The 21,308-nt window shown below is 58.0% G+C and carries 15 protein-coding genes, 1 tRNA gene and 3 pseudogenes; 11 read left to right on the forward strand and 8 right to left on the reverse strand.

Annotated elements, in window-relative coordinates; genetic code table 11:
• The first annotated feature begins 170 nt into the window (after positions 1–170).
• From GA0061098_RS37750 to GA0061098_RS37760, 3 genes and pseudogenes are all read left to right on the forward strand, one after another.
• Positions 171–1,679, forward strand: coding sequence for a glucan biosynthesis protein G (locus GA0061098_RS37750; protein WP_091966397.1), 1,509 nt, complete (start codon positions 171–173; stop codon positions 1,677–1,679).
• Positions 1,667–3,794, forward strand: a pseudogene (mdoH, locus tag GA0061098_RS37755) (glucans biosynthesis glucosyltransferase MdoH). Before GA0061098_RS37750 ends, mdoH begins: the two are co-directional and overlap by 13 nt.
• A gap of 183 nt (positions 3,795–3,977) precedes the next feature.
• Entirely contained in the window at positions 3,978–4,322 is a 345-nt protein-coding gene (locus GA0061098_RS37760) for a DUF1236 domain-containing protein (protein WP_091966398.1), read from the forward strand.
• 395 nt (positions 4,323–4,717) lie between these two features.
• Here the strand turns inward: GA0061098_RS37760 and GA0061098_RS37765 are convergent, their stop codons facing one another.
• Positions 4,718–6,274: an ISL3 family transposase gene (locus GA0061098_RS37765; RefSeq protein ID WP_091966399.1), complete on the reverse strand. Its 1,557-nt coding sequence runs from the start codon at positions 6,272–6,274 to the stop codon at positions 4,718–4,720.
• 464 nt (positions 6,275–6,738) lie between these two features.
• On the opposite strand from GA0061098_RS37765, the gene GA0061098_RS37775 reads away from it, so the two are divergent.
• Both GA0061098_RS37775 and GA0061098_RS37780 read left to right on the forward strand, forming a co-directional pair.
• On the forward strand, positions 6,739–7,086 hold the full coding sequence (locus GA0061098_RS37775; protein WP_091966401.1) for a hypothetical protein: 348 nt from the start codon (positions 6,739–6,741) through the stop codon (positions 7,084–7,086).
• Between the two features lie 31 nt (positions 7,087–7,117).
• A protein-coding gene (locus GA0061098_RS37780) for an IS3 family transposase (RefSeq protein WP_091966402.1) occupies positions 7,118–8,307 on the forward strand; the annotation gives its coding sequence in 2 pieces (ribosomal slippage) (positions 7,118–7,367 and positions 7,367–8,307; 1,191 coding nt in all).
• 312 nt (positions 8,308–8,619) lie between these two features.
• Here the strand turns inward: GA0061098_RS37780 and GA0061098_RS37785 are convergent.
• The 5 genes from GA0061098_RS37785 to GA0061098_RS37805 all read right to left on the reverse strand — a co-directional run bounded on the left by GA0061098_RS37785 (position 8,620) and on the right by GA0061098_RS37805 (position 14,566).
• Positions 8,620–9,549, reverse strand: coding sequence for a DUF6602 domain-containing protein (locus tag GA0061098_RS37785; protein WP_129591051.1), 930 nt, complete (start codon positions 9,547–9,549; stop codon positions 8,620–8,622).
• A 26-nt stretch (positions 9,550–9,575) separates the two neighbouring features.
• Positions 9,576–11,321, reverse strand: a complete 1,746-nt coding sequence (locus GA0061098_RS37790; RefSeq protein WP_091966404.1) for an ATP-binding protein — start codon at positions 11,319–11,321, stop codon at positions 9,576–9,578.
• Positions 11,318–12,355, reverse strand: a complete 1,038-nt coding sequence (locus GA0061098_RS37795; RefSeq protein WP_091966430.1) for an SIR2 family protein — start codon at positions 12,353–12,355, stop codon at positions 11,318–11,320. The genes GA0061098_RS37790 and GA0061098_RS37795 overlap by 4 nt, the downstream gene beginning before the upstream one ends.
• A gap of 211 nt (positions 12,356–12,566) precedes the next feature.
• Complete coding sequence (locus GA0061098_RS37800; protein ID WP_245323872.1) at positions 12,567–13,406, reverse strand: S1 family peptidase; 840 nt, start codon at positions 13,404–13,406, stop codon at positions 12,567–12,569.
• Positions 13,403–14,566, reverse strand: coding sequence for a Fic family protein (locus GA0061098_RS37805; RefSeq protein ID WP_091966405.1), 1,164 nt, complete (start codon positions 14,564–14,566; stop codon positions 13,403–13,405). Before GA0061098_RS37805 ends, GA0061098_RS37800 begins: the two co-directional genes overlap by 4 nt.
• A 770-nt stretch (positions 14,567–15,336) precedes the next feature.
• On the opposite strand from GA0061098_RS37805, the gene GA0061098_RS37810 reads away from it, so the two are divergent.
• The 6 genes and pseudogenes from GA0061098_RS37810 (at position 15,337) to GA0061098_RS45390 (ending at position 18,335) form a co-directional block, all read left to right on the forward strand.
• A tRNA-Met gene (locus GA0061098_RS37810) sits at positions 15,337–15,413 on the forward strand.
• A gap of 147 nt (positions 15,414–15,560) precedes the next feature.
• Positions 15,561–16,415, forward strand: coding sequence for a type IV toxin-antitoxin system AbiEi family antitoxin domain-containing protein (locus GA0061098_RS37815; RefSeq protein WP_091966406.1), 855 nt, complete (start codon positions 15,561–15,563; stop codon positions 16,413–16,415).
• Complete coding sequence (locus tag GA0061098_RS37820) at positions 16,402–17,103, forward strand: nucleotidyl transferase AbiEii/AbiGii toxin family protein (protein WP_347337555.1); 702 nt, start codon at positions 16,402–16,404, stop codon at positions 17,101–17,103. Before GA0061098_RS37815 ends, GA0061098_RS37820 begins: the two co-directional genes overlap by 14 nt.
• Positions 17,104–17,127: 24 nt before the next feature.
• Entirely contained in the window at positions 17,128–17,337 is a 210-nt protein-coding gene (locus GA0061098_RS47305; protein WP_347337556.1) for a hypothetical protein, read from the forward strand.
• A gap of 126 nt (positions 17,338–17,463) precedes the next feature.
• A pseudogene (locus GA0061098_RS37825) lies at positions 17,464–18,138 on the forward strand (DEAD/DEAH box helicase family protein); the annotation flags it as partial.
• Positions 18,139–18,176: 38 nt separating this feature from the next.
• Complete coding sequence (locus GA0061098_RS45390) at positions 18,177–18,335, forward strand: hypothetical protein (protein WP_165637860.1); 159 nt, start codon at positions 18,177–18,179, stop codon at positions 18,333–18,335.
• 30 nt (positions 18,336–18,365) lie between these two features.
• Here the strand turns inward: GA0061098_RS45390 and GA0061098_RS37830 are convergent.
• Both GA0061098_RS37830 and GA0061098_RS37835 read right to left on the reverse strand, forming a co-directional pair.
• A pseudogene (locus GA0061098_RS37830) lies at positions 18,366–18,629 on the reverse strand (IS66 family transposase); the annotation flags it as partial.
• Between the two features lie 59 nt (positions 18,630–18,688).
• Complete coding sequence (locus GA0061098_RS37835; protein WP_091966410.1) at positions 18,689–20,650, reverse strand: putative bifunctional diguanylate cyclase/phosphodiesterase; 1,962 nt, start codon at positions 20,648–20,650, stop codon at positions 18,689–18,691.
• Between the last annotated feature and the right edge of the window lie 658 nt (positions 20,651–21,308).

Genomic DNA, 21,308 nt, shown 5'->3' on the forward strand with positions numbered 1-21,308 from the left:
TCGCCCCACAAGTTCGGGACAGGACGAGGGATGCTCGGTCCTCCGATTTCAGCTCTTTTTGTGGGTTGACGGGGCCGTTAAGTCCACCTGGGCCCAGCAACGGCCGACCGGTGGAACTCGCGGGCGTAATGGTCGTTGCTTGGCCGCGGCAGCAGTAGCGAGGAGTGCACGTGAACCGACGCCAGCTTGTTCGAGGGTCGGCGTTGCTGCCGACATTGCTGCTCGCATCGCGAAGCGGATTCGCCGCCGCTGCGTCCGATGACTCATTCGGGCCGTCCACGGTGAGGGACCTGGCCCGTACGGTCGCAAGCAAGCCGTTCGAGGCGCCGGACGAGAAGCTGCCGGGCGGATTGAAGGACCTCGACTACGATCAGTACCGTTCGATTCGCTTTTTGCCTGAGCGTTCGCTCTGGCGCGGCAAGAATTTGCCGTTCGAAGCGCAGTTCTTCCATCGCGGCTTCTTCTACAAGAACAGAGTGACCATCTTCGAGGTCGCCGAGGGAAAGGCCACCGAGCTCAAGTACCGCAAGGCGGACTTTTCTTTCGGCGAGAAGGTGCCGGCGTTCGAGGACGCCGATCTCGGGTTCGCGGGCTTCCGCATACATGCGCCCATGAACCGTCCCGACTATTACGACGAGGTCTGCGTGTTCCTGGGGGCCAGCTATTTCCGCGCCGTGGCCAAGGGGCAGAGGTACGGGCTATCAGCGCGGGGACTTTCGATCGATACTGGCGAAGCCAAGGGGGAGGAATTTCCGCTGTTCAAGGCGTTCTGGCTGGAGCGGCCGGCGCCGGGTGCCACCTCGATGGTCATCCACGCCCTGCTGGACAGCAAGAGTTGCGCAGCGAGCTACCGTTTCACCGTGCGCCCCGGGGAGACGACGATCTTCGACGTCGAGATGTCGGTCTATCCGCGGGTCGAAATGCAGCGAGCCGGTCTCGCGCCCATGACCAGCATGTTCTTCTTCGGTCCGAACGATCGCAACGACATCGACGATTTCCGTCCGTCAGTCCACGATTCCGATGGCCTTGCGATCTTCAATGGGAAGGGCGAAAGCCTCTGGCGGCCGCTCAGCAATCCCCGTGACCTCCAGATCAGCACCTTTCAGGATCTCAATCCTCGTGGCTTCGGCTTGATGCAGCGAGAGAGAAACTTTTTCGCGTACCAGGACATCGAATCCAGCTTCGAAAAACGGCCTAGTCTCTGGATGGAGCCGATCGGCGATTGGGGCGAGGGCGGCGTCATGCTGTTCGAGATCCCGACCAAGGAAGAGGTCCACGACAACATCGCCGCATTTTGGCGGCCAAAGAACCCGCTGCAGGCCAAGGGCGAACACAACTACACCTATCGACTGCATTGGAGCCCGGATAATCCGAAGCCGCATTCGTTGGCCCGCTTCACGCGAAGCGGCATAGGGGCGAGGGGCGAAGACTCCCGCCTCTTCGTCCTCGACCTGATCGGCGACAACCTCAAGGGCATTGATCCTGCGGGTGTCAAAGGCGTGGTGACGGCGGAGAAGTCCGAAGTGAAGAACATTGTCACGCAGCCCAATTCCTACACCGGTGGTTGGCGGCTGAGCTTCCAGTGCCAGGTGAAGGGAGAGCCGATCGAGCTACGGGCTTTTCTGACCGAGGGCGACAAGGCGTTGTCGGAAGTCTGGGTCTACCGATGGGCACCCTGAACACGGCGCCCCGGCCGGCCGCCGGCGATATCGCGACGCAGCGCCTGCTGCCGCGCGAGTCGCCCCTCCCGATGGCTCCTGGCGACCTCGGAAAGAACCGGGTGCCCGACCGTGTTCCTGCGGCGGTTGCGCCCGCGATGGCCTGGCGACGCGGCCTCATCCTGCTCTCGACGGCGGCCCTCACGGGTGGCGGCGGCTATGAGATGTATCGCGTGCTGGAGGTCGGGGGCGTCACCGTCCTCGAAGCCATGGTGCTGACGCTCTTTCTGGTTCTGCTCGCTTGGGTCGCCTTTTCCTTCGCTTCTGCGGTAGCAGGGTTCTTCGTGCTGCTGGGCCATCGGTTTGACGGGGACGCCTTCGCCGCCGGTGTGGAGCTGCCGGCAATCGCAAGCCGCACGGCCATGCTGCTTCCAACCTACAACGAGGACCCCCACCGATTGACGGCCCGGCTGCGGGCGATCATCGAGTCCTTGGAAGCGACGAACCATGGAGAGCTGTTCGACTGGTTCGTTCTGAGCGACAGCACCGATCCGGACATCTGGGTCGCCGAAGAAAAGGCGCTCCTCGCCTTGCGACAGGCGGTCGGAACGCCGAAGCTGTACTATCGTCACCGGGCCGACAACACGGAGCGCAAAGCCGGAAACATCTCGGAGTGGATCAAGCGGTTCGGCGCCGTCTACGACTTCATGATCGTGCTCGACGCCGACAGTCTCATGAGCGGTCAGACCATCGTCCGATTGGTCCATGCCATCGAGACCAATCCCACTGCCGGCCTCGTCCAGACGCTTCCCATCATTGTCAACGCGAGAAGTCTGTTCAGCCGCGTCCAGCAGTTCGCGGGCCGCCTGTACGGACCGATGATCGCCGCCGGCGTGGCCTGGTGGCATGGGTCCGAAGGCAACTACTGGGGCCACAACGCGATCATCCGGGTGAAGGCGTTCGCCGAAGCGGCCGCGCTGCCGCAGCTTCACGGGCGCAAGCCGTTCGGCGGGCACATCCTCAGCCACGATTTCGTCGAGGCTGCGCTCATGCGGCGGGCTGGGTGGGGCATCTACATGCTGCCGACGCTCCGGGGAAGCTACGAAGAGGTGCCGCCGTCGTTGCTCGATTTTGCTGCGCGCGACCGGCGCTGGTGTCAGGGGAATCTTCAGCATCTCGCTGTCGTGCCTGCACGCGGTCTCCATTGGCTGTCGCGCCTGCATTTCATGGTGGGGATCGGGGCCTATCTGACGGCGCCGCTGTGGCTGCTGTTCCTGCTGCTGGGGATGCTGATCTCGCTGCAGGCCCGCTTCGTGCGTCCGGAGTATTTTCCCAAGGGCTTCTCGCTCTTTCCGACCTGGCCGGCCCAGGATCCGGTGCTCGCCATTTGGGTGTTCGTCGCCACCATGGGGCTGCTGCTGTTGCCGAAGCTGCTCAGCCTTGCTCCTCGTCTGGATGCGGCGCTCGGAGCGGCACGAATTTGGCGGGGCATTGCGAACCTTAGCCGGAGTTCTCGCGGAGATCGTCGTCTCCGCGTTGATGGCGCCGGTGATGATGATCTTTCAGTCGATCGCGGTCGTCGAGATTCTGGCCGGCCGCGATGCTGGCTGGCAGACTCAAAGGCGCGACGACGGCACCGTGGAGCGCCGCGAGCTCTATCGGAAATACGGCGTTCCAACCCTGTGCGGCGTTGCGATGGCGGCAAGCGCCTACGCCGTTTCGCTGCCGCTTCTGCTCTGGATGTCGCCGGTCATCATTGGGCTGTTGTTCGCTGTCCCCATCGGGGCCCTGACCGCCAAGCCGGCGCCAGGCAAGCTGTTTGCGACCCCTGAAGACCGAGAACCGCCTTCGGTCCTGCGCCGGTCCAACGAATTGAGTGCGGCGGCGGAGGCCGGCATCAAACCCGCTCTGGTGGAGTTTCGCGAAGACCCCGAGCTGCTGGCCTTTCACGTCGCTCAGCTGCCGCCTCCTCGCGCCGCCCGGCCCGATACGGTCGATGTCAACCTGGCTGTCGGCCGTGCCAGGGCGGATGTGAGCGAGACGTTCGAGGAGGCCGCCGCGCATCTGTCTTCGCGGGAGGTCTTCTCGATCTTGAACGACGGCTCAGCCCTCTCGACCGTACTGCAGAAGCGATGAAGCGCACCCAGCCTTGGCGGACCCCCTTGGGTCGAACCAGTCATTGACCGGACTTCTCAGTCGCGGGCCACGGAGCTCTCGTCTCTGAGACTAGGGAAATCAGGCAATTCTCCTGCCGCGTTCCGGAACCTTGCCATCATAAGCGGGTTCTCGAATGCCGCATCTGGCGGCGAGGAGAACAACATGAACAAGCTTCTACTGACGACGGCGATGGCTGCGCTGATCTCGACGGGCGCGCTGGCGCAGTCGACGGTCGTCACCACCACGGGCACTGGTCACGCGGCCGCCGTGCAGATCGAGCCGGAATACCGCACGAAGATCCGCACCTACGTCACCGAGCACAAGGTACGGCCGGTGCAGACCCGCGAGAAGATCGTGGTCGGTCAGCCCTTGCCGCGCGAAGTCGAACTCGAGGCGGTGCCCGCCGACTGGGGTCCTTCGCTGACCAAGTACCGCTATGTCTACTCGGGCGAACGCGTGATGCTGGTCGATCCGTCGACCCGCACGGTCGTCCAGGAGATCGACTAAGCCTTCCTGGCGGGTCGCTGATTGCAGCGGCCCGCTAACCCCCATCCGGCCCCTCCGATACCTGACTCTCCATTTGCGAGCGGCCGTTCATGCCGATCATCCGTTATTTTGTCTTCGTCGGCGAGCTGCTGCTGGCGCTGCTCTTCGCTGCGGATCGGTACCTACCGGCCCCTGTCGAGCGCGCGGGCCCGCCCGATCCAGACAGGACCGTCATCCGGATCGCCTCAGGGCGAACGCTACCCGAGAAGATCGTGTTCGACACGCGTCCACGCCCCGATGTGCCGACAATTGCTCAGGCCGATCCGCTCCCTGAAGAACCCCGGCAGCAAATGCGAGAAGCCATGTGTCAATCGGCGTTCAAATTTGGCTCTGACGCAATTCTGGTGCAGCTTCGATCATTCGGCACCGACGAGTCTAGCTTGAAGCAGATCGATTTTGCCGCGACCGTACATCTGGCGTTTGATGAGTTTGAGGCGCGTGATCTGACCCTCGGTCTGTCCGTTCGACCAGGGCGAGATGATCGCCGCGCGAACCGCCGCTTCATCGTTCGTCACGCCGCGGGCGAACGATGCTACAAGACTGGTGCGAGCGCGCTCGATCCAGGGTGACAATTCGGCCTCGGCGTTGCGCCGGATCATCGAGTGGAACTTGGCGATGATCTCGCGTGCCTCAACCAGGGTTGGTGCTCCGGTTTCAATCGCTGCGACCGTGATGGTTTCCGCTTTGGTGAGCAAGTCCCGTCCGATTGTCATGAGGCGCGCAATTGTCCTGGCCGACGGAATCCGCTGGAGGTTTTGCGCGTCGGCCGTTTCTGACCGCCGTCGACGGGTCGCCCACTCACTTATAACGCGCAGGGAACCTCGAAAGCCACGCGTCTTCAAACGACACCAAAGTTCGGCACCATTACGACAGCCGGACGCCCACTGACCGTCGAGCCAGGGCAGGTGCTGATCAAGCGAACTCTGCCGGGTCCGGAAGACGTCATGGCGCTCGCCACGGATCACTTGCCGGACCAGCTTCCTGCTATGGCCGGTTTCGCGCACGATCTTCTTGATCGGCGTTCCGCTTTTGGACATAGCCAGGATAGTCGCGTTGGTCTCCTCGCGATGGAGGTATCCGTCATACTGCAGGCGCTCGGCAGCGGTGAGTAACTGGGGATTGATGGTTGTCGCACCGATTGCATGGCGGATCTGGCGCATCGATTTGCGAACCGCGTCAAGAAAGGCCCGGCTGGCGTTCTCCATCAAATGCCAACGGTCCGCGACTTGTACCGCGTGCGGCAGCGCCCTTGCGGCCGCTTCGCCATATCCTCCACCGCGGTCTCGGGCGACGACCGCGATCGTAGGATGACCAGAAAGCCACGCTTGGGCGGTCGCAGGTTCACGATCCGGCAGCAGGGTTACCACTCGGCGCCTTTCCAAGTCGCAGACGATGCTGCCATATCGATAATTGCGCCGCCACGCCCAATCATCAATGCCGATAACTCGGAGTGGATCGGTCGGCGGGCGGCTGCGGCGTCGGACTACACGCAGCAGCGTATCCTTGCTCACTGGCAGCATTAGTCGTTTTGCGAAGCCGGCCGCCGGGCGACCGCCAAGCGCCAGACCGAGATGATGGACAATAGAATCCAGTCTCGCCGTGCGTCGCGCCGATGGAGCCAGCACGCCTTCGGCGAAGCGCTCAGTGAAGATTTGGCGTCCGCAAAGGACTGCGTCGCATCGAAAACGCCGCGCAATCACTTCGAGTTGGACGATCCGTCCCGAAAGAGGAAGATCGATCACATGGCGCTTGTATCGGCTGCGGACACGTCGGGAAATTGTTCCGCAGCATGGGCAACGCCCAACGCTTCCCGACGAACGGACCGCAATAATGATCTTATCACCTTCGAAGCACGCACTCTCTACAACAAACCCACTCGGCACCAGACTAGAGCGCTGGAGTGCCTGCTGCATGGCGTTGATTCTCCTCCAATCAAAACTCCACACATCGCCCGAACTGCATCAAAAGTGAGTCAGAGCCAATATTGCAGGCCGAATGACACCAGGATTCGAGCCGCACGGGACGCGGCCAGGAGATAGCCAGTCAGGTCGGCCCTGCCGACGCCTGCCCGCAGATACACCGCGTGGTCGCGCTTACTTCGGCCCCAGCGTGGGGGACGCCCATGCTGGGGCTTCTGTTGCGGCACAACGAGCTTTCAGTGGTATGCCGAAAAGCAAATCTGAGCCCACGAGCGCTATAGTGGCCAAGCAGAAGAATACCGTGAGTGCCGCCAGAATGGAGAGCTGGATGTCGTCACGGAGCAAGGCCATCTTGTGCGCAACGTTGTGGTCGACCCAAAACGCTTTCATCGTTGTGCTCCATCAAAACTGGTGCCGACAGGTGTATAGCATCACTCAGTGAGTTTGGGAGGCGGTGCATGAATGAATTTCCGGAGACGGTCACCTTCTCTGTCTACAAGCAGGAAATGCCGAAGCCAACGGTGGTTGTCAGACGCGATGGCAGCCTGAAGCCCAAGAATCCGGAAGTCCAGGTCAGCAATCTCACGATCTTGGTCCAGATGCCGGACGAATGGATATCCATCACGTCCGCACAGTACCGCGCGATGGTTCAACTGGCCCGCATTGCGCTAAGGCACAACCCTCTCGCCAGAGTCATTTTCTGTGAGGGCGCTTCGCCGTGGGGTTTGGATTTTCTGCCGGGATACAGCGAAACTTGGACGACCGTTACCCAGGTGACCTTGCCCCCTGGACTTAATCCAGATTGAAGTTCGCTCTGGCCCATATGAGGACCAGAGCATGAAGCGCAGCCGCTTTACGGAAGAGCAGATCATCGGGATTTTGAAGGAGCACGAGGCTGGCGTGTCGGTTGCCGATTTGTGCCGTAAGCACGGGGTCAGCGATGCCAGCATCTACAAATGGAAAGCCAAGTTTGGCGGGATGGAGGTCTCGGAGGCCAAGCGGCTGAGGACGCTGGAGGGCGAGAACACGCGGCTGAAGCGGCTTTTGGCCGACGCCATGCTGGACAATGCGGCGTTGAAGGACCTCCTGGGAAAGAAGTGGTGACGCCCGCGGGGAAGCGGAAAGCTGTCGCCCATCTCGTGGACGCCCACGGGATGAGCGAACGGCGGGCGTGTAAAGCCATCGGCTGTTGCCGCATGACCATCAGATATCGGACAACCCGGGCGGATGACACTGCCCTACGCCAACGCATGAGAGCGATCGCCGAGGTGCGCCGTCGCTTCGGCTATCGGCGCCTGCATGTTCTGCTCAAGCGGGAGGGCTATCTGGTCAACCACAAGAAGCTGTTCCGGCTCTATCGGGAAGAGAGGCTCGTGGTCCGTCGCCGTGGTGGCCGCAAGCGGGCGCTCGGGACCAGGGCGCCGATAGTGGTGCCGATAGTGCCGAATGACCGCTGGTCGCTCGACTTTGTCTCGGATCAGCTTACCGATGGCCGCCGCTTCCGCATCCTGACCGTGGTCGACGAGTGCACCCGCGAGTGCCTGGCGTTGGTGGCCGACACCTCACTGTCGGGCTCCCGGGTGGCTCGGGAGCTTGACCGGCTGATCATCGAGCGCGGCAAGCCCAAAATGGTGGTCAGCGACAACGGCACCGAATTGACCAGCAACGCCATCCTGACATGGGCCAATCAGAGCCGCGTCGCCTGGCATTACATCGCACCCGGCAAGCCGACGCAGAATGCCTTCATCGAAAGCTTCAATGGCCGCCTCCGAGACGAATTGTTGAACGAGACGCTGTTCACTTCGCTGGCCCGGGCCAGGGTCGAACTCGGACATTGGCGGGCCGACTACAACGATACGCGACCCCACTCGCAACTCGGATGGAAAACACCATCCGAGTTCGCCTTCACCTGCAACCCGCGACGGGATCTGGCGCTGCGCTATGCCGATGGCTCCGCACCAGCTCCCGTCGCTACCACCGCCCATTCGGGTAAATCCACCAGCCAGAGCGAACTCAGGACTGGATAAAACTTGGGGGCAAGGTCACAGGCAATGAGCTTGCGTCACGTGAACATTAGGAAAGTTCTGCTGCGCAAGAAACCTGTGCACCCCGTTATCAAGTCCAGACGAAGTGAGAAAAGGCTTGGAGTACGATGACCGCTATCCGCTTAGTTGTTCGATACCTCTTCCCTTCAGAGAAGCAGATCCTTCGTCTCTATCGGTGGTTTGTTCCGGGAGAGCAGCCCAGATGCCTTGAACCCTGCCTGTGGGGCGCCGCCATTGCATTGCTGCTGTTGCTCTACGCGCTCATCGTCCTCTCGGCTGGAGATTAGAGTAAAGCTATTGGTCTTCATAGCCCTTGGAGTTCAGATCGAAATGATGGCTCCAGATTGCTACCTTGCTCCCCACGGCCGAAAACAGCCCACCCTTGTCTGGCTTCTTGCTCTCCAGCTTATGATTGATCTGGTTCGTATAGAATGTGGAAAAGAACTGGAGCGGATAGGCAGGATGTGTCTCGGTCGCCTGGATCAGATTGAAAAATGAGCTCGATTCGTCATGGTGCGGAGCAGTCTCAAACATGTCGTAGGGCGAAAGATGGATTATCAATGAGCCCGGTACGCAAATGGCGACGGGCAACTCGTCGATGTGCGTAATGCCGAGCTGGGTCTGGATCTCATTATTATCAAAGGCATGGTAGAGAAGATTCCAATCAAACGTCATGCTGTAAGCGAAGACACCCTGGAACTTGCCCTTCGTTCTACCTTTGATAGTGCGTGTAAGCGACGCGATGTTGGCAAGTGCCTCCATCATCGTGCCGGACCATCGGTATGATTCCTGATGGCCGCCGCCAAGGGGATATTTTTCGGACCGCGTCTTCGTTCCCGAATTTTCGCGATGAAAGGTGAGGGAGCTTTTTATCTCGATCGCCGCATAGAATGCCTCTGGGGAGATGATGGAATAGTCATCCGTGTGGAGCAAGGGCGAGAATGTCTGAGAGTCGAATATAAGACAGTCGATTTGCTTGCTCTGGTCGTCACTGATTTTTCCGGATCCCTGATTCCAAGCACTCACAAAGCCGGTACCAACCGTCAGGCGGGACGGCGTAAAGTCCCTCAGATACTGCCTCAGACGACTTTCACGGAATTGCCCCAATGACGTTGGGTGTTTCGTAAAGAGAGAAACCTTCTCGAAATCGAGGAGAAGCTTCGCCTGCTCAATTTCATAAAAGCGGATAACTTCTCCCACCTGTTCCTGGAAAGACTTCTTCAATTGCAACGTTCTCCTCTGGATGGCGCTTACTTGCGTGATTGGCTTCGTAAGCACTCGACGGCCGAACGAATGGCGTCGTCATTTGGCCGAATGGTTCCCCATTCCTTCCAGAAGTCCCGCGTTGCGCTATCGGGCGTAACCTTGGGCATATCTAACTTTATACGTGTGGGAAGAAGAACGGCGTCCCCCAGGAGCAAAGCCTCGCCCGTGTCGAGAAGTGGGAGAATGCTTGTAAGACCAGCCAGGGAATCAGGCATCAGTCGCTTGATGACCCCTTGATCCGTGTCGTTTGTGAGCCGAAGAGCCAGGAAGTTATTGCATTGGCTCAGAATTGTTCTGCTAACGTCCGATGGCCGCTGGCTGACGACGAGAAGAGAGAAACCATATTTTCGTCCTTCTTTCGCGATGCGTTCAAAGGAGCCAAGGGCTTGGCGCTGTACAGCATCTGCATCGTCCCTAACCGGCAGGTAGAGATGGGCCTCATCGCAAAGGAGCGTGACAGGCGTGCGGGTTTCCGCGTTCATCCAGAACTGAATGTCATATAGCAATCGGGCGAGCGTTCCGGTGACGACCGGCAGAACGTCTGCTGGTACCTCTGAAAAATCAATAACTTTGATTCCCGCTCCTCCACTTGATGCAAGGAGGTTCAGCACCTGCTTCGCCAGCCAATCGTAGTTCATGGCCTGCGGCGGAGGCTCGAACATGAAGCCGTAGCGGCGGTCCTCCAGCTTTGCTTCCAATCTTGATATGAACCTAGTGAGCTTATCTTCCCATTCGCCTTTGACTGGTCCGGTTTTTCCAACACCCTTTGTGGTGTTATCCGTATTCAATAGCCTGAGGAGTTCGCTGATATCGTATGGTATCGGAGAGTCGACCGTAAATGTCTTCTTGACGGCTTCCCGCTTCTCTTTGTCTAGAGTCTGTCCTTTCAAGTTTCGAACATGAAGAGTGAAGCGAGATGCCTGATTTGGTGCATTCTGATCACTCCGGTCGAGGATCATTGAAAGCATTTCGTCGCGGTTTAGAAGCCAATATGGCAGAAACAGGACGTCCTCACCCGGCTTCTCTAGGTCACCGGGCCCCGCAACCCTGAACCGCTTTGCGAATCCTCCCTTGCTCTCGTCAGCAAGTGGCGCGTATTCGCCGTGCATATCGAAGACAATTATGTTGGGAAACTTCAGTTTCGCCGCGCGCTCCAGGATCAACGCCACCGCCCAACTCTTGCCGGAGCCGGTGCTGCCCAGGATCGCGGCATGTCGTTGGAAGAATTTGTCGCCACTGGCGATAGCGTCAGCAGAGCGATCAGCGACAAAAGTGCCGAGCTTCAAGCGCTCGTCGGGGGCAAAACCGCTGCCAAGTATTCCCATGAAGCGTTGAAGATTGGCGCCCTCAACGATGAAGCATTCACGCTCTATCTGTGGGAAGCTATCGGATCCTCTTTTGAATGTGTTGGTCTTGGCGCCTTCGACTGTACGGAATGTTCCGATAAGTACCGCCTGGATGAGATCGGTGGGGACCGTGGTGAGGATAGTTCCGTCCCCGCCAGCTTCCTCCAACTCTGGAAGTTCATCCCGAATGTTTCTGGTAACTCGTTCCGTCATCGCTATGAGGTATTCTCGTTCTGTGGTGCCTCTGATCGCGATGATCTGGCCGATTCCCAAGCGGGTAAGCAGGACCGAGTTAGTTACGTCGATCGCGACGCGACTGGTATCGACAGAGGCGACACGCCCGATCTTGTCGGTTTCCGCAAATTGCAGGGCGGCTTCGGTCATGGTTCGAGTACCTCCGATACGAATGCATCGACATCCCACAACGCAAGGTCCGGAACGAAGAGTTCATTCTTGTTGATGATGATCGAGGAGCCAGATTTGCCGGAGGCGTTGCCACTTTGAATCGCTATGACGTTGTCATGCCCCTGCGCCAGTTTTAGCGCATTTCCGGATAGTGTATGGGTCAGTAGAACCGTCGGAATGCCGCCCCTGATCCGGGGCGTAAGATGGGTCTCAAGATGGTCATCGTTGAATCCGTAGCCCAGCACCAAGAAGCGGCTGGCCCTGTCGATGGAGCTGTTCGCCCGTTCGCGATGGCGGTCAAACGGGCTTTCGTAGCCATTCCTAAACTTGTTCAGACCGGGCGTTATAATCAAGCGAGGGAGGGGCAGATCGCCCGCGTAACTGACGGGCTTTCCATCGCGATGGTACCAATCCAGGCTCCCATGGGGCTTGTAGACATTCACCCTTGGTCGATAACGGTATTGAACGTGTTTGCCTCGAAGAGTTACTTCTCGGCAAAAGCTTAATCTGCTCTCCTGCTCATTCAGGTGCCCTGCAAACTGACCGACGAAGAGCGTGTCCACACCAAGGCCAGCTTCCTCAGCCGCAATCTCTATCAACCGATCGTAGTTTGTTGTGACAACTGGTATGCCCGCTTCCTGCTTCAGAAGATGATTCAGAAGTTTCGTGAATCTTAGCGTGCGTGTCTTGTTGAACACCTCGGTGACGATCTCACGTTCGCGTCGGGCGATCAGTTCGGCGGTCTTGGCAACAATTGCGGCTTCGAGCGTAGGAGTAGGTGGCGTTGCTAGAAGTGCTGCTTCAAGGCCAAGAGCGGAGATTTGGGGCGCCAATCCCGACCAGATGAGCTTGTCATCCGCCGACAGGTCGACCTCGATTGTCGATTGGAGATGAGCGGCGAGAGCGCCCATGCCAGGTAATCCCTCGGCACAGGATAACCCCGACCCCACAACTGTCACCAGTCCGTCGGAGAAGTGACGTTGCAATATCAGTTTCAGGTCGTGCAGATCCAAGTTAATCCCTCTTTGGCTCAAACCTGGTTATTGAGTTCAAGAGCGGATTGAGCGAATCTATCTTAGCATTATAGTTGTAAAAATCCGAAACACTACTTTGGTGTGATGGACGATGGCGGCCTGCTGCACGCGGCAGACCGGAGTCCATGTTCAGAGTGGGGTACTTTAGTCCGGTTGAACGAGCTGGCTCCGCTTGCTAAGCAGCGAGCTGCTATCGCCAGACTTCTCCGCCTTTGACCTTGAAGCTGATTGCGTCTGCGTAGGGGCGGATGACTTCGCTTGGGATCGCATAGGTGATTGGCATCGACTGACCAGCCGTCTCAAGACCGCTGGTTACCATGCCAAGAACGGCGCCCGAGGTCGGATCGCAGACAACACCGCCGCTGATGCCGCCCATCGAAATCGTGCTGATCTGGATGAGGCGCGTCTCGGTTTCCTTGGTGGCTGGGATAATCGCACTGATGATGCCGTCGTAGAAGGTCGGTTGGACGATGCCACGGTTGGTCGAGAGGGCCAGGAACATATCCCTCCCCAAGGGATAGCCACCGATAAGTACCCGATCGCCGACACCCAGTTGCGTAGAGTCTCCCCAGGTTACGGGAGGCACGTCATAAGGAACCACTTCATCGCCGACCGCTGTGCTGACTATGATCCCGATATCCACGTCAGGATTTCCCCTTTGAATGCGGGGATCGATGAAGTTGAACTGGCCTTCAACGGGCCAATAGCCTTTAAGCCACACGCCGTCCGCGCGCTGATACGTTGTTTGGATATACGCATGGCCCTCCTTTACTTTGAGAGCCTCACAGACGTGCCAGCACGTCACCAGTTTTCCGCGCCCGACCTGGAAAGCTGTACCCTGAATGTCCATCAGGTACTTTTCATAGTCCGGTTCGCCGAGGGCCACGGTGAAACCGGATTCGCGCGACGGCATTCGTGTCGGAAAATTACCTACTGGCAAAACTGAGCGGGCAAGATTGGATACAGGTGTCGGGCGCCCGAAAGAGGACCAGGGAATCTTTGAAAACTGCTCTCGCAAAGTGTCCGTCATGCCGCAACCGCTGGCCCGGTGTACAGACGAGGAAACCAACGGTCGACGACAGCGAGCGGGAAGCCCAGCCGGACTGTCGAGCGTGAGGTCGGAGAGACCAGGAAACCTTTTTCAATGAGAGAGTTGAGGACGGTTCTCGCTTGGCGTTCCTGATAGCCCGTAAGTTCAGGCGCCTTGCCGCGAGAGAACTCTCCTGCAAGCAGAGCTTCGCGAAGCAGGGGCCAGCTTCCCTTCGGCAGGCGATCGGCGCGCATTTCCTCCTCGCACCAGATTTCCATGCGTCGCTGGAGTTCGGCGGGTTCGAACAGGGATTCCATGAAGGCCACCTGATCTACGCAGCTTGTGAGGAAGAACGTGCAGAACTCTACAAGGCCAGCCTGGGTCAGGTTACCTCGGCCGTCGAGGTCGCCACGGCGAGGCTCGTCAGCGGCTTGAAGCGCTGCTTTATATTTGTCAACGGCGCGGGCCAGGCCACGCGAGACTGACCAGAGGCTGGAGCCGATACCAAGCTCTTTGAGGAAGGCGTGCGAGAACAGCCGCGCAACGCGTCCGTTGCCGTCCGCGAACGGGTGAATCCATAAGAGCCGGTGATGCGAGGCTGCTACCCCGATGATGCGTTGGATTTTCGGGAGCTTCTCGTTTCCGTAGGCGGAAGCAAAGCGTTCGAGCAGCGGAGCTAGGTCCTCAGGAGCCGGGGCGATGTGGTGGCCGACCTTGACGTGTATCTGTCGCAACTCGCCCGGGACGACATTTTCTTCCTTCCCTGACTTCGGGTCTTTGACGATGAGAAGTTCGGGAGGTAGTTGCTGGCAGAACTCCTTATGGACCCAAAGGACGAACTCCTTCGATGTCGAGGGGGAGGGGGCTAGTTCAAGGTCGATCTTCCGCTGCACATCAATGTGTGCGCGGGCTTCAAGCTGAAGATTGCGCTTCTCGGGTTCGGCGCTGTAATCCCCGGCGAGCGCGCGGTCGATGTCGACCGGGTGAGTATGATGCCCCTCGATGAGGTTGCTGTAGTAGCAGTTCATCGAACGGACCAAGTCGCCGATTCCTTGCTGAATAACGGGGTGCAGGCGGCCAGCCAGAGCGTTGCTCTTGGCAACCAAGTCTGTTGCAAGGTCCGAAAGAGCCTTGTTCTCCTCGGGAATGAGGGGTTCCATGGTGGTAGGAGATGTCAATTTTGCCGCTTTCTTTGCCGGTTATAATGTATGTAAATCAATGGCTTATGACAAAATAAGTTCTTGAAATTGCCGGTTATTTTGCCGGTTTCTTTGCCGGTTGGCAACTGTGCTGAATTGCGGGCAGGAGCGGGGAGGGGCGCAGGCTCCGGTGGATGAGCTCGGTAGCGAGGCGATAGCAGACCATCCGTCCCGGCTGGGGGTCCCGTCAAGAACGTTGCCCAATAGTGTGACATCTATCACACTCGGGGCGGTCCAAGTCGCTGATTTAGCACAAGTGCTAGCACGTAAATATTTTGACGTCGATTTAGTGAATATATTTCAAATGGTTGCGTCAATTACCATCCGTCTCATAACCTGAAGGTCATAGGTTCAAATCCTATCCCCGCAACCAAAATTTCGAAATGAAATCAAAGAATTAGCCCGCCTCTGGCGGGCTTTTTCATTCCTTACAAATCCTTCTCACCGGTTACCAGCAAAAACCATTATTTCATAATGGGTTACGGGAATTCCGTCCGAGATTCCCGATCTCTCCTACAAATTCCACGGCACAAAACTGGCACAAAGCGGCACAAAAAAAAGGGTGCTGTGCTCACGCAAGATGCCTTGAGTGCCGGCCCGGATCTGGAGCCTCCGTTTGAAGCATTCGCCGCAGTCGGCCGTCGATCGCGACGATGGGAACACACTTCAGGAGGAAAATAAATATCTTGCAACTTTAAGGTGTTGCGAGCATACCGGTCCCCTCTTCAGGCCGCGGGATGGAGCAGCCTGGTAGCTCGCAAGGCTCATAACCTTGAGGTCGCTGGTTCAAATCCAGCTCCCGCAACCAACGCCGCAGGCGTCGAGAAGCCTCCGGCTGGGCCGTCTCTCCGCTGTCGAGCTGGTTTAGAAAACTATCGATTGATCAATAACAGCTTGATCTATAGGCCTATTTTCAAACTCGACTTTGGTTTGAAAGTATGCTATATTATCAATTATGAATAGACAAAGAGGGAAACTTCTAAACCAACTCGCGAACATCCTTCCGGAAGGAATGCTCGTCGATGCGGTTTGGCTCAAGGCCCACGGCTATTCGACCCAACTTCAGCACCAGTATGTCAAATCCGGTTGGCTTGAGCAGCCTGCCCGCGGTGTCTTTCGTCGACCGCGCGGGAGCTTGAGCTGGCAACAGGTGGTGATCTCGCTTCAGACGATCCTGAAGTATTCGCCTCTCGTCCTCGGAGGACGAACGGCACTCGAACTACAGGGCTATGCGCACTACCTCCCGCAATCGACCACTCGCGTTCATCTCTATGGACCTAAGGCGCCGCCGCCGTGGGTCCACAAGCTGCTGCTGCCCGTCAAGTTCGTCTATCACAATGACCGGAGGCTCTTCAAAAACGATCCCGTTGCGAAGGGCATAAGCAGCGTCCGCTGGAATGTCGAAACCGGAAAGATGACAGATGTCACAGCGTTTCGCGGCGGTGACGTCACGCAACTGAACTGGGGGCAATGGGACTGGCCTCTAACGCTCTCGACGCCCGAGCGTGCCGTCTTCGAGCTGCTCGATGAACTGCCTAACAACGAAAGCTTTGAACAGGTCGATTCCCTGCTTGGTGGGCTTGCCAACCTTCGGCCGGACCGTTTGCAAAAACTTTTGCACGATTGTGCGAGCGTGAAGGTCAAGCGTCTATTCTTCTACTTCGCCGACCGCCACAACCATGCCTGGCTCAAACGCCTCAGCAAAGAAACCGTCGACCTGGGCCACGGCAAACGTATGCTCGTTAGAGGTGGCGTCCTCGATCCTACCTATCAGATAACCGTCCCCGGAGACCTCAATGGCGTTCGCTGACGTTTACAAAAAACAGGTCGCACTTCTGCTGCGCGTTCTTCCGTTCGTCACCGAGGAAGAATGCTTTGCCTTGAAAGGCGGCACCGCGATCAATCTGTTCGTCCGAGACATGCCCCGACTGTCTGTGGATATTGATCTTACTTATGTCCCCGTAGCGCCGCGAGCTGAATCCCTTGCCGACATAGACGCTGCGATGAAACGCATAGTCGGAAAGATCAAAGAGAAGATCCCAGGCGCGCAGGTGCACGAGACTCAAAGAGAGGGGGCCACCGTCAAGCTTGTCGTTCGTTCCCAGAACGTCCAGATCAAGATTGAAGTTACGCCTGTTTTGCGCGGATGTGTCTTCGAGCCCGCTCTAACCGCCGCGCGGCCCGCCGTCGAAAACGAGTTTGGGTTTGCAGAGACCCGCACGGTCTCCTTCGCCGATCTCTATGCCGGTAAGATCGTTGCCGCGCTGGATCGACAGCATCCCCGCGATTTGTTCGATGTTCGCGACCTGCTGGCGAACGAAGGCATTACGGATGAGATACGCAAGGCGTTCATTGTCTACCTATTAAGTCACGACCGTCCAATGTCCGAGGTCCTTGCGTCCCCCCAGAAAGATATCAGCGATGAATTCCTTCACGGCTTTGAAGGCATGACCGACAAGCCCGTATCAAAGGACGAACTGATAACGGCGCGTAAGTAGCTTGTTGATGAGATCGTTGGCAAGATGCCGGCCGATCACCGAAAATTCCTGGTGTCGTTCGAGAGAGGGCAACCGGATTGGGGTCTCCTCGGCGTGCCCGACGCGGCCAATCTACCAGCCGTCAAATGGCGCCAGCAGAACCTCGACAAGCTCACGAAGGAGCGCCGCACCCAACTCGTGGAGGCTCTTGAAAAGGTGCTGTTCAACGGTACTTTAGGCTACCCGTGTCATTAGGGGATTGATTTTATTGTGCTTTGCTGGAATCTCTTTTGACCAGAATGCGGACGTTACTACCTCCGCGACAAGCTGCCTTAAGTTGTCCTTCTTTCCTTTCTCAATCCGATTTGGTCTTATGGATTAATGGCCACAGAAGCGGACACCTGCCGAAAATTCGTTGTACCCAAACTTCAAAGTGCGGGTTGGGATAGCGATCCTCACTCCATCGCCGAGCAGCGGACGATTACAGACGGCCGTGTCGTTCCGGTCGGGAAAGGCTTCATCCGCAAGCCACCGACGCGAGTTGATTACCTTCTGCGCTACATGCGCGATTTTCCGCTTGCAGTGGTCGAGGCCAAAGCGGCCTACAAGACCGCTGCCGATGCCGTCCAGCAGGCCCGCACTTACGCTGAAATGCTCGGCCTCAAATTCGCTTATGCGACCAACGGGCATGACATCATTGAAATCGACTATTTCACCGGCAAGGAAACCCACGTCACAGACTACGCAACGCCCCAAGAGCTTTGGGCGCGTTATCAAGCAGGACAAGGCCTCGGAAAAGTCGAGGTCGGCGAGCGACTCCTGACTCCGTTCAATCACACCGGCGGTAAGGACGAGCGATACTATCAACAGATCGCCATCAACCGCACGGTTGAAGCGATCCTCAAGGGCCACGAGCGCCTCCTGCTCACAATGGCCACGGGCACCGGTAAGACCTTTGTTGCATTTCAGATTTGCTGGAAGCTCTGGTCTTCGCGGTGGAATCGGACGGGCGAACATCGCCGTCCGCGCATCCTGTACCTAGCGGATCGCAATATCTGAATGAGCGCGACAGCAGATTGAGCGGCGGCTTTACCATGGCCATCGACGCCTTGGACTCCGTGATGCGAATGCTGCTCGCCGGACGTTTCAAATATCTCGTTCTCGACGGGAAGGCGATGCGCTACCGCAAAGCGCGCATTCGTCACTACCGATTTGAGACGAAGCTCGATCTAGCAGACTATCCAGACGAATGAACGTTCACGTGTACTCGCGCTTAAGGCGACTCGCCTGACCGCCTCCAGCGCGATCGGAGAGGCCGGTTTGCCCTTCTTACCTTCCCGAGCATTTTTCTCGATGTCAGCCAGTTCGAAGAAGCCCCGCCGCGCGTGGGCAAGGCAAAATGCCGGCGTAATCTGCCGCACCTTCTTCTGCGGCTCGAACAGCGGTTCGAACCCGCTGTAGCAATCGGCTTGCAGGATGCCGGCGAAGACCGCCAGATGCTTCTGGGGATGCTCGCCTCGTCGGTCGCTCGAGGCGTAATAGCTAGCAATGCCAGCGCCGCACGCGACGTCGCGGCATGATGGTCGGTCGGTTTGCACAAGGCGTTTCAAGCGGCAGGCGTCGACCATTGCTTATCTTGATCGAGCAGGGCGAAGATGCGGTCGGCTGATACCGGCCGACCGATGAGATATCCTTGGACTTCATCACAGCTCGTTTGGCGCAAACACCCGAGCTGCTCCGTGGTCTCAACGCCTTCCGCGACCACGCCAATATGCAGATCCTGCGCCAGCGTGATTATTGATTTTACGATCGCCGCGCTATCCGGCCGTGTCAGCATGTCGCGTATAAATGACTGATCGATTTTGATGCGGGTATAAGGCAATTTCAGTAGATAGGTCAGCGACGAAAATCCTGTTCCGAAATCGTCGAGCGCCACGGTCACCCCCAGTTGCAGGAGTGAATTCAGGATCGATGATGCCGGCCCGTACTTTGAAATCAGCATCGACTCCGTTATTTCGATTTCAAGGCGGCTAGGGGCAACTCTGGCCTCCGCCAGCGCGTGCACGATTGTTTGCAGAATGCTGGCGCTATGGAATTGAGCTGCAGAAAAATTAACGGCGACCCTGAGATCAGAGGGCCAGTTCGACAGCGTTAAGCAGGCGCGTCGGACCACCCACTCACCGATCGGGTGGATCAAGCCGGTTTCTTCGGCAATTGGAATGAACTCAGCCGGCGAAATGACGCCCCGGACAGGATGTTGCCAGCGCAGCAAGGCCTCAAAGCCGGTTACTCGGTTCTCGCGAATATCAAAGAACGGTTGGTAGACGAGAAAAAGCTCGTCTTTTTCGATCGCCTCCTCCAGATCCCGTTGCAGCGCCCTGCGATCGCGCGCTGATTTGTCGTCGCTGACCTCAAAGAAGCGAACCGTTCCGGGCCCCGCTTTTTTTGCGCGATAGAGCGCAAGGTCGACATTTTTCAGGAGCTCATGAGGCGTATTGCCATCGCGCGGGGCCAACACGATTCCGACGCTCGTCGCGCCCGCGATCTCGCATCTTTCGATCAGGAATGGCTCGCCGAAAGCGCCGACGAAGCGCTCGGCAATTTCCAAGGCTTCTTCTACTTTGGCCAGATTGGTCATGATCAGCGCAAATTCGTCCCCGCCGATCCGCGCGACAGTATCGGTCTCACGTGCGCATCGCCGCAGTCTCGCCGCGGCCTGAATGAGAAACTCATCTCCTGCAGGGTGCCCGAATTTGTCGTTCACTTCCTTAAAGCGATCGAGATCAAGCAGAAAAACCGCGAATTCCTCGCCCGAACGAGCCAACCGGTTGAGGGCAGCTTCGAGGCTTTCATTGAAGGCGAAACGGTTCGGCAACTGGGTCAGGGGATCCCGACGGACCCTCCTTTCGGCCTCCAATTGAGCAATGGTGCGTTTCGTGAATTCGAAAGAATGGGCGAAAACGCCGCGCAGAAGCACGAAGCCATAGGCCACAACAAGGATAGCGACGAGCAGATAGACGAAATCGCCATTTCTGCCGAGGCAGATTGCCGTACCCACAAAAATCGGAGCCGTGAATGCAACCGCCGCCACCGGAATCGTAGCGAAGGCGAATGCTCCGCCCGCGAGCATCCCGGAGCAAAGACATGTAATCACGAGTTGGCCGCCATTCGAGGCATCGGCGAAGAAAGCTACCGGAACGACCGCCCAAGCGGTTCCAAGAACGAGCGCATTTCGCACCAGCCGATGCATCGCCTGTGCGGAGACGAAGTGCGGCTTCCTAATCCGTCGTGATAAACGCGCCTTCAAGCCTATCGATAACGCGCCGCAAACCACGGCAGCTGCCCAGATCAAGGCATAGTTTCTGTTGGGCGAGTGCCAGAGGGCAATTGCCAGCACCGTCGCATTGCAGGCGTTGGCCAGCATTATGCCCAGGGAATAACCAAGGACGAGGGAGATCTGCTCCGCGCGAATGTGCCCTGCGACCGCTTCATCGGTCGCAGGGCCGCCGAAAGCCGCCAGATCCCCCGCGAAAAGCTTCGAGAGATACGAGCTCAGATACGTCCTCATCTGGGACCCCGCAGGACTGGTTCTAACGTTGCCGCCAGTGCTGGAAGGTCGCGACAAACATTTGAGAAAAGATGAATTCTTGAAGTCGCTACGTCCGGCGCGGCATGGGGTTGCCGAACTCATTATTTAGCGGTGGCTAAGGCGGGGCCGACCCTTGTCCATTGTCGCCGCAAACGCGGGGGCACAATTCTGTACGTTGCGTACGGACCGATGCGTTTAATCGATCGCCGAATTCAGCTAACGGCCATGATGGCAGCTTGTGCGCTAACCTGCAGTGGGGCGGTATGAGCTCGACAGTGCTCTACGAAGATGAGATGCGCGAACGCATCGTAAGTTGCGGCCGCCTGCGCCGACGACTTTCTCTATCGACGAGATCGGTAAGATGAACGCAGCCTCGATCGTGGTCGCTCGACATCGCGCCGCTTTCCCGCGCCATATCCAATAGAACGAAGCAATGCTGCGGGTTCACCCCAAGAAACGCCCGATCCTGACGCAGGGCTAGGTCTAATGTCGCGAAGGCCAATAGAGGTGTGCGCATGACGATCTCCGCATCCCTCTAGCCGGTGTCCCATTCCCGAGACCTAAGCACGAGCGCTGGCGGCAGAAGGCGCTTGAGGCAGTGGCCGGCTGATTTCTTGTCGAGCCAAGGCGGGACCGC

The organism is Bradyrhizobium shewense (assembly GCF_900094605.1).
GTDB classification, from domain to species: domain Bacteria; phylum Pseudomonadota; class Alphaproteobacteria; order Rhizobiales; family Xanthobacteraceae; genus Bradyrhizobium; species Bradyrhizobium shewense.